Source organism: Rhodobacter sp. 24-YEA-8, from assembly GCF_900105075.1.
Classification (GTDB): domain Bacteria; phylum Pseudomonadota; class Alphaproteobacteria; order Rhodobacterales; family Rhodobacteraceae; genus Pseudogemmobacter.
This window is the reverse complement of the sequence record NZ_FNSK01000004.1, coordinates 206,818-219,008: the sequence shown is the minus strand read 5'-3', so window position 1 is coordinate 219,008 and position 12,191 is coordinate 206,818. Positions and strand designations below refer to the sequence as shown.

Below are 12,191 nucleotides of genomic sequence, written 5' to 3'. Positions count from 1 at the left end.
CTCCCCGTCCGTAATCTCTTGACCCTTCCGCATCGGATGTCTAGCGTAAAATCGTATCGTATCGGATTTTCCGATCCATACGTTGATATCATGACAAGGGTGGTGCGCGTTTCTGGAGGGAGTCCCGCCACCCCAGGGAGGATAAAATGTCTTTTAATTTCCGCGCTCTGGCGCTTTCTGCCGTTTCGGCTTGTGCCGTGCTGGCTGGGACTGCACTTGAAGCCCGCACTCTGAATATAGCGATGACGCCGCCGGAAGAATCGCATTACGGCGCGGCAGCCAAGGCCTTTAAGGAAAAGATCGAAGAGCTTTCGGGCGGCGATATCACGGTCGAGATCAAAGCCAATGGCGTCCTTGGTGGCGAGCGCGAGATCCTCGAGGGGATGCAGATCGGCTCCATCGAAATGGGTGTCACCTCGACCGGTCCGGTTGGTGGCTTCGTGCCTTCGACCTATGTTCTCGACCTGCCGTTCCTGTTCAAAGATTACGCCAATGCCCGCGCCATCCTTGACGGTCCGATTGGCCAGGACCTTCTGGACGATTTCGAACCGATCGGGATCATGGCGCTTGGTTGGGCCGAAAACGGCTTCCGCTATGTCACCAATTCGAAAAAGCCGATCGAGACCCCGGAAGACATGAAGGACATGAAGATCCGCACGATGGAAAATGACATCCATCTGGGGTCTTTCACCGCGCTTGGGGCCGCACCGCTGCCGATGTCCTGGAACGAGGTCATCACCGCGCTGCAACAGGGCACCATCGACGGCCAGGAAACGCCGATGTCGATCTTCATCGCGAACCGCATCTGGGAAGTGCAGAAATACGCGACGCTGACTGGCCATTTCTATTCGCCCTCGCTGATCATGATGTCGAAAGTCCATTGGGACCAGCTGAGCGAAGAAGAGCAGGGCTGGGTGCGAGAAGCGGCCGCCGCCGGTGTTGCCGCCAATCGCGCCTATGTCGAAAACGACGAAAAGCGCGGCCTTGAAATGCTGCGCGCCAATGGCATGGAAGTGATCGAAACCGTCGACCAGGAAGCTTTCGCCGAGGCGGTTTCCGCGGTCTATGACGTTTTCACCTCGACCTATGGCAGCGAGACGCTCGAGAAAATCCGCGCCGCACAGCAGTGAGCTGAGCCCGTCGCGCCTCGTCTGGACAGGCCCTGCTGAAGAGCCAGGACAGGGGCGCGACCCAACTCTCCCACAACAACATATGGAGGAGGAGCGATGCGCAGGCTTGTGCACGCCGGAGAGAAATTTGTCTCTCTTACACATAATATCGCGGCTGCATTGCTTGCCGTATCCGCAATTCTGGTCTTCCTGCAGGTGGTGTCGCGTTTCGGGGGCGGGCATTCGCTGGCCTGGACCGAAATTCTGGCGCGCGGCACGGTGATCTGGATGGTCTTCATGGCCGCCTGTGCCGGGTTCCGCCTCAACGCCATGATTCCGCTGGAATTCATTCGCGACGTGGTGCCGGCGCCGATCAAGTCTCTGGTGCTCTGGGCGGTCTTTGTGCTGACGCTTGTCTTCCTCTTCGTGATGTCCTGGTACGGGATCCAGATGGCGATGCGGGTCGCGAACCAGAAGATCGCCATGCTCGGCGTATCGATGGCCTGGTTCTATTCGGCAATCCCCGTTGGCTGCATCTGCGCGCTGCCGGGCGTGCTGCTCGGCCATTTCCGCCCGGTCGCGGATGAAAGGTTGCCCGAATGAATATCGCTCTCGTATCCGCGCTGATTGTTCTCTTCGCGCTATCGGTGCCGGTGGCGGTTGCCATCGCGCTTTCGGCGATCTTCGGCATTACCATGTTCAGCAATCTGCCGCTGATGGTGGTGCCGCAAAAGATGTTCAACGCGCTGGACAGCTTTCCGCTGCTGGCGATCCCGTTCTTCATCCTTGCCGGCAATCTGATGAGCCATGGCGGCGTGTCGCGTCGGCTGGTTGATTTTGCGAAATCCTTGGTCGGCGGCGTTCAGGGCGGGCTTGCCGCCTCCTGCGTGCTGACCTGTATGATCTTTTCGTCGATCTCGGGTTCCTCCGTCGCAACCACCTTTGCCGTGGGCGCGATCCTGATCCCGGCCATGGTAAAGCACGGCTATCCGACCCCGGTCGCGGGCACGATTCAGGCGGCCTCGGCGGAGCTGGGCGTCATCCTGCCGCCTTCGATCCCGATGATCCTTTACGCGGTCTCCACTGAGACCTCTGTTACGCAGGTATTCATTGCCGGTATCGGACCGGGCATCCTGATCGCGGTTGCACTGATCGTGATGACGCAGATCTGGTGCCGCATGAAAGGCTACGGCAAAGAGGATGGAAATGACCGTCAGCCCTTCCTGAAATCCGCGGCAAGTGCCTTCTGGTCGCTGATGATGCCGGTGGTGATCGTGGGCGGCATCTATGGCGGGATCTTCACCCCGACCGAAGCCGCAGCCGTTGCCGTCTTCCTTGCGCTGGTGATCGGGCTTTTCATCTATCGCGAGCTGCGTTTCTCTGATTTGCCGAAAATCTTCCGCCAGTCGGTGGTCTCGACCGGCGCGGTCATGCTGATCATCGCGGCGGCGGGGCTGTTCTCGTTCCTCGTCTCGATGTCGGGCCTGCCGAAACTGGTTGGCGCCTGGGCCTCGGACAGTTTCGAGAGCTGGATCACCTTCCTGCTCTTCGTGAATCTGCTGTTGTTCGTGGTCGGCATGTTTGTCGAGACCTCGGCGGCGATCCTGGTGCTGGCGCCGATCCTTGCGCCGATCGCCATCGCTTACGGCGTCGACCCGGTGCATTTCGGCATGATCATGATCGTGAACCTTGCCATGGGGATGATCACGCCGCCGCTTGGGGTGAACCTCTTCGCTGCTGCATCGGTCGCGAAGATCCCGGTGCAGCGGATGTTCAAACCGCTGATCTGGCCGGTGACGACGATCATCCTGTCACTGATGCTCATCACCTATGTGCCACAGATATCGCTGTTCCTCCGCGATCTCTCACTGGCGCAATAGGTAACCCCGGCGGCGATCGGCGCTCCCCCGGTTGCCGCCACTTTCAGATACGAAGGCTGACCCATGATCCCTGTCGAGGAAATCCGATCTGTCGCGATCCGCGCGCTGACCAAAGGTGGTCTTTCGCCCGAGCACGCCGCAATCCAGCTGGAGCTGTTGCTTGATGCCGAAATGCGTGGCGTGCCATCGCATGGTCTTTTGCGACTGCCCCGCGTGATCGAGCGTGTCGCGAATGGCGTGACCAATCCGGCGACGCGCGGAGCGCAGTCCTGGCGCGGACAGGCGCTCCTGGATGTTGACGGCGAGCAGGGGCTCGGGCCAGTCGTGGCGCTTGCCGCGCTGGAGACGGCAACGGCGCGGGCGGCGGAGACCGGCTCCTGCGTGGTGGCGATCCGCAATTGCGACCATCTTGGCATGCTCGCCTTCTACGCCGAAAAGCTGGCCCGCGAAGGCAAGGTGCTTTTGGGCATGACCGTGTCTGAGGCGCTGGTGCATCCTTACGGCGGGCGTCATGCGATGATTGGCACCAATCCGATCACCATCGGCGTGCCGGCAGAGCCGCTGCCTTTTGTCTTCGACATGGCCACCAGCCTTGTCTCAATGGGCAAGATCCATGATCACGCCCATCGCGGCGCCCCGATCCCAGAGGGCTGGGCGCTCGATGCCGAGGGCAATCCGACCACCGACCCGAATGCCGCCAAACTTGGTGCGATTGCCCCTTTCGGCGGCGCGAAAGGCTACGGCCTGGGGCTGGCCTTCGAGGTGCTTGTATCCGCCCTGACCGGATCGGCGATCGGCACGGCTGTGAAAGGCACTCTCGATTCCACCGAGCCCTGCAACAAGGGCGATCTTTTCGTGGTGATGGAGCCTGCCTCGGGCTTCATGCCGCTGGTCTCGGGCTTTCTGGAAGAACTGCGCCAATCGGCGCCGGCCGATCCGGCACAGCCCGTCCGCATCCCCGGCGACCGTGCCACTGTCACCCGCGCGCACGCGGGCCGCGACGGGCTGAACGTCGCCTCCGAGGTCTGGCAACGCATCTGCGCACTGGCCTGAGAATTTCAACGATCCGCCCCTTTGCCGGGCAAAGAAGGAGTAGTTTCATGCGGTTCGATTATGGCGTCACCCGCGCCCCGCAGCGTCTGGTCTTCGGCCCCGGCCAGCGTGCCGCGCTTGGCCGGCTGGCCCGAGACCTTGGCACCCGCGCGCTGATCTGCACCGATGAGCGCCTCGGCGGGCTGCCACTGCTGGGCGAACTGGTGGCCGATCTTCAGGCAAATGGCGTCACGGTCGAGGTTTTTGCGGAAACCCAACCCGAGCTGCCGCTCGATGGCATCACCACCTGCGCCGACCGCTACAAGGATTTCGCGCCGGATATGGTGATCGGCTTTGGCGGTGGCAGCTGCCTTGACCTCGCGAAGCTTGTGAGCCTGCTCCTGACCTTCCCGGGCCCGCTGTCCGACTATTACGGCGAGTTCAAGATCCCTTGCCCGGTGCGCCCGATCATCGCGATCCCCACGACCGCCGGCACCGGATCCGAGGCTACCCCGGTCGCGGTTCTGGCTGATCCGGAACGCGTGATGAAGGTCGGCATCTCGTCACCCGAACTGATCCCGCATACCTCGATCTGCGACCCGGAACTGACGGTGACCTGCCCGAAGGGGCTGACCGCGATCTCGGGTGCCGATGCTCTGGCCCATGCGATTGAGGGCTTTGCCGCCGTCAGCCGCGCGGCGACGCCGGATCTGGCGGTGACCCGGGTTTTCGTTGGCAAGAACACGCTTTCCGATGTCTATGCGCTGCGGGCAATCAAGCTGATCTACGATCACCTGGAAACCGCCGTGAACCAGCCGGAGAATATCGAAGCGCGTTCGGCGGTGATGCTGGGATCCACCCTTGCCGGGCTGGCATTCGGCTCGGCCGGCACCGCTGCCGCCCATGCGATCCAATATCCGATCGGCGCGGAAACCCATACCGCGCATGGGCTTGGGGTCGGCGTGCTGCTGCCCTTCACCATGCGATTCAATGCGCCGGTGGCGGCGGGCGACTATGCTGAAATCGCGCGCGAGATCGGCGTGGCGACAGCTGCGGATGAGGATGCCAAAGCTTCTTACGCGCTGATCCAGGCGCTGTCGGGGCTGTTCGCCCGTATCGGCATGCCCGCCACCATCGACAAGATCGGTGTGACGGAGGCCAGCCTCGATTCCATCGCGACGCTGTCAATGAACGCAGCCCGCCTTGTGGAAAACAACCCCCGCCCGCTGTCGCCGCAGGCGATCCGTGAAATTCTCGACACTGCCATGGCGTCCGCCTGAGACCCTGAGGACCGTAAGATGACCAAAGAAAATACCTGGCCGACCGACCTTTTCATTGGCGGCAAATGGCGCGAAGGCGCCCGCCCGACCCGGATCGACGTGACCAACCCTTCCGACGGGTCGGTTCTGGGCTCGGTCGCCAATGCCTCGCCCGAAGACGCTATCGCCGCCGTTGACGCTGCCGCTGCCGCCGCTGCCGGCTGGGCCGCAACGCCCGCCCGCCAACGTGGCGAGATCCTCAGGAAATGCTGGGAGTTGATGGTGCGCGACGCCGAAGCGCTGGCCCGCCTCATCTCGCTGGAAAACGGCAAGGCACTGAAAGATGCGCGCGGCGAAGTGGCCTATGCCGCTGAATTCTTCCGCTGGTTCGCCGAAGAAGCCGTGCGCGGTCATGGCGATCTGGGGGTGGCGCCCTCCGGTGCGAACCGGATTCTTGTGCAATACCAGCCGATCGGCGTCTCTCTGCTGATCACGCCCTGGAACTTCCCTGCCGCGATGGCGACACGCAAGATCGCGCCTGCGCTGGCCGCTGGTTGTACCTGCGTGCTGAAACCCGCGACTGAGACGCCGCTGACCGCCTATGCCGTCGCTGCGATCCTCGCCGAGGCCGGCGTGCCGGATGGAGTGGTAAACGTGCTGACCACCTCGACCACCGGCCAGGTCGTGAACGCGATGCTGGATGATCCGCGTGTGCGCAAACTGTCCTTCACCGGCTCGACCGAAGTGGGCCGGGTGCTCTTGCGCAAGGCTGCCGATCAGGTGATCCATTCCTCGATGGAACTGGGCGGCAATGCGCCTTTCGTCGTCTTCGATGATGCCGATCTGGACGCGGCCATTGAGGGCGCCATGGTTGCCAAGATGCGTAATGGCGGCGAGGCCTGCACGGCAGCGAACCGCATCTATGTGCAGCGTGGCGTGGTCGGGGAATTCACCCGCCGCCTGACCGAACGCATGGCGGCCTTACGGGTTGGCCCGGGCGCGGCAGAGACCACCGATCTCGGCCCTCTGGTCAATGCGGCGGCGGTGAAAAAGGTTGGCGAACTGGTCGATGACGCGGTCGCCAAAGGCGCACGCGTGACCACCGGTGGCAAGGCGATTGAAGGCGAGGGCTATTTCTACCCGGCCACCGTTCTGGCTGACGTGCCTGACTCCGCCGATCTCGCCCGCGAAGAAATCTTCGGGCCGGTTGCGCCGATCTACACCTTCGACACCGAGGAAGAAGCGATCCGCCGCGCCAATGACACGGAATATGGCCTGGTGGCCTATGTCTATACGCAAGACCTCGCAAGGGGCCTGCGGGTATCAGAAAAGCTGGAGGCCGGGATGCTGGCGCTGAACCGGGGTCTGGTCTCTGACCCGGCAGCCCCGTTCGGCGGTGTCAAGCAAAGCGGGCTGGGACGCGAAGGCGCCCATCACGGGATGCTCGAATTCATGGAAGCCAAATATATCGCGACCAACTGGTAAGCGACGGGGATCTGAAACATGACCAACTACACGATTGCGACCATTGCCGGTGACGGAATCGGCCCCGAGATCACCGATGCCACGATCAGGGTGCTGAAAGCGGCGGTCGGAGAAAATATGCTTGATTTCCAGATGTTTGATGGTGGCGCTGGTCACTATGTCAAGACTGGCGATGTGCTGCCCGACGACACCTATGCCGCCTGCCGTTCGTCTGACGCAATCCTGCACGGCGCTGCCGGTCTGCCGGGTGTTGTCTATCCGGACGGGACAGAAGTCGGCAATGACCTTCACCTGCGGCTGCGGTTCCGGCTGGATCTTTACGCCAATGTGCGGCCGGTGAAACTGCTGCCGGGGGTGCTGTCACCGCTGCGCGCCTTTGAGGGCGGCGGGATTGATTATGTCATCATCCGCGAGAACACCGAGGGGCTTTACGCCAGCCGTGGCGCGGGTGTGGTCTTGCGCGATGAATTCGCATCGGACAGCCTTGTTGTCACCCGCAAAGGCACCGAGCGCGTGGCGAAATTCGCGTTTGAGCTGGCGAAAAAGCGAAATGGCGCACCGCGTGACGGCACGTCGCGGGTCACGGTCTGCGACAAGGCAAATATCCTGCGCACCTATGCCTTCTTCCGCAAGATCTGCGACGAGGTGCATCAGGGCTACCCGGACATCGGCATCGACTATGCCTATGCCGACGCGATCACCGTCCATATGGTCAAGCGCCCCGATTTCTATGACGTGATCGTGGCCGAGAATATGTTCGGCGATATCATCTCGGATCTCGGCGCCGCGACCGTTGGCGGCATGGGGATCTCGCCCTCGGGTGAAATCGGCGATGATTACGCGCTTTTCCAGGGCGCGCATGGGTCGGCCCCGGACATTGCCGGGCAGAATATCGCAAGCCCGGTCGCGAGCGTGCTGTCAGCGGTGATGATGCTGCGCTGGCTGGGCGACCGCAAAGGTGATGCGCGCCTGCTTGATGCCGGTAACCGGATCGAAAGCGCCGTTGGACGCGTGCTGGCGGCGGGCGAGACTGTGCCAACCGATCTGGGCGGTTCCGCGAAATGCACTGAAATGGCAGATGCGATCTGCCGCGCTCTGGCGTGAGGAGGGGTCTCATGGGCAATCTGAAAGTTGGAATTATCGGCGTCGGCCTGATGGGGCATGGCATCGCGAAAAACGTGGTTTCCAAGGGCTGGGCGCTTGGGTTCCTCGACCATCCGGGCAACCAGGACTGCAGCGACCTGATCGGCTTTGGCGCGGGCAGATTTGCCGACAAGCATGATCTGGTGGCGGCATCCGAGGTGGTCATCCTCTGCGTTTCCGGCACGCCCCAGGTCGAAGACGTGCTTCTGGGCGAGAACGGCATCCTGAAAACGGTGAAAAAGGGTACGATCATCATCGACTGCTCGACCGCGATCCCGAGTTCAACCGAGGCGATTGCCAAACAGGCCGAGGCCGCCGGCGCGCTCTTCATGGATGCCCCCATGACCCGCACGCCGCTGGAGGCCGAGGCCGGGCGCCTTAACCTGCTGGTCGGTGCGAATCCGGAGCTTTTCGCGCGGATCCGCCCGCTGCTGGAAACCTTTGCCGAGAACATCTTCCACGCAGGCGGTGCCGGTGCGGGCCATAAGCTGAAGTTGCTGCATAATTTCTGCTCGCTTGGCATGGTGACGCTGATCGGCGAAGCGGCGGCCTGTGCCGAGCGCGGCGGTATCTCGCCGGAGATCTTTACCGAAGTTCTGGCGAAAGGCGGCGGTTATGGCGCGGCTTTCGACCGGGTCAGCCCCTTCCTGCTTGAGGGCGACAACTCTAAAATGAAGTTCTTCATCTCGAACGCCCATAAGGATCTGAGCTATTATGTCCAGATGGCCGAAGACGTCTCTGCCGGTCACCAGACGGCAAGCGGGGTTTACGGGGCACTGCAAAGCCTGACGGACGGCGGCTTTGGCCAGGGCTTCCTGTCCGAAACCGCCCGCTATTTCGGCGACGTGGCGTCAAAGGGATGAGCCTCGCGGCACCTTGCTTATCTTCCGGCCTTCCGGCCCCTTTTGGGCGGAAGGTCGGGGGATCAGTCTTCTGGCCGTCCTCAGCGTCCGGTCGTTCAGCAAGGCGGTCTGTTTGGGGCGATGTTCTTATATCCCCCTGTGGCGATAGCCGTAACAGGGGGCAGAATGACCGCGAAAGTGACAATGTTACGCCCCGGGTACGTCTTGGGGTTCTGTCGCAAATGATGCCTCAGGCTGAGATCGGCGTCACGTTGGACAGACTTATGCAGCAAGGCTCGCTAAGGTCTGGAACGGCGTGGTGCCGTTAGCGGGACCTGGCCTTTGCGGATCATGTATGCGGTCTCGATGCCAGCGATGGTAGCGGCTGCCGGGCGAAACGCCCTGAAGCCCATCATCGGGTTGGTGATCCGCTTGATGAAGCGGTGGTCCTGCTCGAGGATGTTGTTCAGCTATTTGACCTGCCGTACCTCAATGACGCGCCCGTTGTCAGTGAATTTCAGAGAAACGTTCACTGCCTGCAAAGCTGCGAGATTGGCGCCGCTCTTGTCGAACGCGATCCGGTCGGGCGTACCATGAGCGGCGATCGCCTGCCTGAAGAAACGCCGGGCTGCGGCAAGGTCGCAGTGATTGGACAGCATTAAATCAAGGATTTGGCCGTCGCGATCCACAGCCCGGCAGAGATAGGTCCACTTGCCCTTCACCTTGATACAGGTCTCGTCCACGGGCCAGGAGGTGGCTCCGAGCGGTCCAGGACCGCGAAGTGGCAGAAGCCGCGATTTTCGCGTGGATTGCAAAGTAAAAGCCGGCTCATTTTCCGATCCTGAGCGCCTTCATGCGGTTATAAAGTGTTTTGCGGGAGATGCCGAGAAAGTTGGCGGTATCTCCCTTTCGGAATCGGTTGCGGCGCAGCGCATCCAGAAGCCATTCGGCTTCATCGGCAATCTGTGCCATGGCGGTAACTGGCGGAGCAGTTTCCGGCCCACCGATCAGCCCTGCCAACTCGGTCGCGCCGATCACATTGCCGCGCATCCTCGCCAATGCGCCTTCGGCCACGCGGCGCAATTCGCGGATATTGCCCGGCCAGGAATGGGAAAACAGCCGCCGCAGCCCGTCGGGCGAAATCTCGGGGCGCGGTCCTGGCGCATCGGGCGCGGTGAGATGCGCAAGGAACTGCCGCAGATAGGGCAGGATGTCCTCGGGCCGGTCGCGCAAAGGCGGGATCTCGATCAGCGCGGCGCGAAAGAGCCGCAAAGTCTCGCGGTCGAATTCGGCAGCCGATCCGCCGATCAGAATGGCGCGGCTGCGATCAGGGCCGGGATCGCTCATCTCTGCCCAGTCATGGATGATTTGCAGTGCCCTGGGCAGCAGATTTCCGGCATCGGGGAAGATCAGCGTCACGCCCTTGCGCCGCAACAGGGCCGCGCGCCGGTCCGCACGGCCGCGGCCCAGCAGCGCGGCTTCGGGATCGCGGTTCACCTCTTCGGCGGTGATCTGCAACAGCCCGCCCTCACGGCGACTGAGCGTGTGCAGGCTCCGCGCGATGTTGATCCGCCCGGAGCCCGGCTCGCCCAGAATCAGCACCGGCAGTTCCAGCCCCGCAAGCTGGCTTATCTGATCCACGGCGCGGGTCATGCTGTCGGAATGGCCAAAGATTCCTGTCAGACGGCGTATCTCGGTCAGGGTGCGGCTGCGGGAACTTTCGGCGGCACGCAGCGCCCCCACGGTTTTAAAGGCGGAGGTCGCCTCGATGATCGCGCGTTCCAATGGCATGCGGTCCAGCGTCGAGCCGCCGAGATAGCCATCCGCCTCGGAGCTTTGCCAGACGCGGAACATATCATCGGGGCTGATGATCGGCCCGCCTTCGACCAGGCACAAGATGTCAGAGTTGGTGCGCCGCAGCCGGCGGAACATGTGGCGGGCGCGGTCGGCGGCCTCGTCCAGAGTGAATTCCTGAGCCACATCGCGCATCCCGCCGGCATTCCAGCCGAAATTCAGGCAAATCATATCGGGGCCGACCTCGGCCATGGCCTCAAGCTCGGCGCGGGTCTTGACATAGGCGAGGGTGGCAAGCCCCGCCGCCTGCGCGGCGCGCATCAGGGCTATCTCGCGCGAGAACCCCATGCCGGCCTCTTCCAGCGCCTGACGGAACTGGCCGTCATGATGGATGACGGTGGGAAAATTGGCGATGCCGGCATAGCCCGCCTGATGCGTCCCGGCGGCAAGCCGGGCCAGATCCAGCCGGGGATCAAAGCCCGAGACGCCGCGCAGGACCGGTGCCGCCACCGTGCCAAGGATTTCGCGCTGCGCGAAATCATCGGTGAATTCATTGGCATCGGCCAGAGGCAGCATGGCCGCAACCGACGCCGCCCCCATCATGCGGTAGCGCCCGGCATTCAGCGCAAGGACGAAATCTGCACCGCCCTGAACGGCGGCCTGGGCGGCAAGACCCGCGCCGACCGCTGCGCCCACCAGCGGCTCGCCGGCCCCGAGGCGGCGCTCGGCACGGGCGATCAGAGCACGGCGGCTGTCACCCGGGATCATATGGCCGCCTCGACCAGCGAAACCACCCCTGCGCTGCGGGAGATCACCGCATCAAGCTCGCTGCCATAGCCCCGCGAGCGGAATACCAGAAGGGGAAGCTCCAGCCCCGCGCTCGCCTGCATTTCCTCGTCCAGCAGCCGGGCGGCCATGGCCCTGCTGCGCCAGTCGCGCAGAGCGATGCCGGGATGGAGCACGATCTGCGTGGCCCCCGCCTTTGCCATCAGCGCTCCATGGCCTGCCCCCCTGACCAGACCCAGGGTCCGAAAGCCGAGGGCGCTGAATTCTGCAATCATCGCTGCCTCGCGCGCAACGCCCAATCCGGCGCTGGCCACGGCGCGGGCGGTATCTCCGTCAAGGATCTGGCAACTTGGCCAGTTGATCACGGTGTCCATCCCCGCAGCGCGCAATGTGTCGGCGATGCGGCCAGGATTCAGGAACGGGTCCGACATCATCAGGGCGAGCGCCCCTGGCTGATCCTGCCCCCGTTTCTGGCCCGGTTCAGGTGTCCCGGCCCGGTTGCCGCAATAGCTGAGCGCAACGCCGTTCAGATCCGCCAGCGGCAGCAATGTCGCGATTTCTTCAAGGCCCGGCGGCAACAGAGCGAGGCCCGGACAGATTATGCTGCGCCAGCCCGCCGCTCCTGTCGCCTCGCTGGACAGCCGCCAGTCCTGTCGTGCTGCAGGCCCTTCGGGGCAAGGGAGCTCACCGGAGAGCATCATTCTGAACCTCATCTGCATGCCGGAATTTACCCGTTTTTACCCATAATTCCGCCAGAAGGCCACTACTCAGCCTCGCTGTCCCATGCAACCAATAGAAAGCCGCCGGGGAGAGGAGCCCTGCCGGCCTTTGTCCTGACTGCTGAAAAGAGACGTGCGGCGG

10 protein-coding genes and 1 pseudogene are annotated in these 12,191 nt (G+C 62.9%); 8 read left to right on the top strand and 3 right to left on the bottom strand.

Annotation, left to right across the window (positions count from 1 at the left end; translation table 11 throughout):
- The first annotated feature begins 146 nt into the window (after positions 1-146).
- From BLW25_RS21410 to BLW25_RS21375, 8 genes are all read left to right on the top strand, one after another.
- The gene (locus BLW25_RS21410) at positions 147-1,130 is read left to right on the top strand and encodes a TRAP transporter substrate-binding protein (RefSeq protein ID WP_092903962.1); all 984 of its coding nucleotides are present in this window, start codon (positions 147-149) and stop codon (positions 1,128-1,130) included.
- A 96-nt stretch (positions 1,131-1,226) separates the two neighbouring features.
- The gene (locus BLW25_RS21405) at positions 1,227-1,712 is read left to right on the top strand and encodes a TRAP transporter small permease (protein WP_092903960.1); all 486 of its coding nucleotides are present in this window, start codon (positions 1,227-1,229) and stop codon (positions 1,710-1,712) included.
- Complete coding sequence (locus BLW25_RS21400) at positions 1,709-2,989, top strand: TRAP transporter large permease (RefSeq protein WP_092903958.1); 1,281 nt, start codon at positions 1,709-1,711, stop codon at positions 2,987-2,989. Before BLW25_RS21405 ends, BLW25_RS21400 begins: the two co-directional genes overlap by 4 nt.
- A gap of 63 nt (positions 2,990-3,052) precedes the next feature.
- Positions 3,053-4,042, top strand: a complete 990-nt coding sequence (locus BLW25_RS21395; protein WP_092903956.1) for an Ldh family oxidoreductase — start codon at positions 3,053-3,055, stop codon at positions 4,040-4,042.
- A 47-nt stretch (positions 4,043-4,089) separates the two neighbouring features.
- The gene (locus tag BLW25_RS21390; protein ID WP_092903954.1) at positions 4,090-5,301 is read left to right on the top strand and encodes an iron-containing alcohol dehydrogenase; all 1,212 of its coding nucleotides are present in this window, start codon (positions 4,090-4,092) and stop codon (positions 5,299-5,301) included.
- Between the two features lie 18 nt (positions 5,302-5,319).
- On the top strand, positions 5,320-6,765 hold the full coding sequence (locus BLW25_RS21385; RefSeq protein ID WP_092903952.1) for an NAD-dependent succinate-semialdehyde dehydrogenase: 1,446 nt from the start codon (positions 5,320-5,322) through the stop codon (positions 6,763-6,765).
- An 18-nt stretch (positions 6,766-6,783) separates the two neighbouring features.
- On the top strand, positions 6,784-7,869 hold the full coding sequence (locus tag BLW25_RS21380) for an isocitrate/isopropylmalate dehydrogenase family protein (protein WP_092903951.1): 1,086 nt from the start codon (positions 6,784-6,786) through the stop codon (positions 7,867-7,869).
- 11 nt (positions 7,870-7,880) lie between these two features.
- Positions 7,881-8,771 (top strand): NAD(P)-dependent oxidoreductase, encoded by an 891-nt coding sequence (locus tag BLW25_RS21375; protein ID WP_092903949.1) that lies wholly within the window; start codon positions 7,881-7,883, stop codon positions 8,769-8,771.
- A 261-nt stretch (positions 8,772-9,032) separates the two neighbouring features.
- Here the strand turns inward: BLW25_RS21375 and BLW25_RS21370 are convergent.
- The 3 genes and pseudogenes from BLW25_RS21370 to BLW25_RS21360 form a co-directional block, all read right to left on the bottom strand.
- A pseudogene (locus BLW25_RS21370) lies at positions 9,033-9,508 on the bottom strand (IS6 family transposase); the annotation flags it as partial.
- Between the two features lie 70 nt (positions 9,509-9,578).
- Positions 9,579-11,312 carry a phosphoenolpyruvate hydrolase family protein gene (locus BLW25_RS21365; RefSeq protein ID WP_092903947.1) on the bottom strand — a complete coding sequence of 578 codons (1,734 nt, stop codon included), beginning with the start codon at positions 11,310-11,312 and terminating at the stop codon, positions 9,579-9,581.
- Positions 11,309-12,031 (bottom strand): phosphoenolpyruvate hydrolase family protein, encoded by a 723-nt coding sequence (locus BLW25_RS21360; protein ID WP_171909694.1) that lies wholly within the window; start codon positions 12,029-12,031, stop codon positions 11,309-11,311. The genes BLW25_RS21365 and BLW25_RS21360 overlap by 4 nt, the downstream gene beginning before the upstream one ends.
- Positions 12,032-12,191 lie beyond the last annotated feature (160 nt).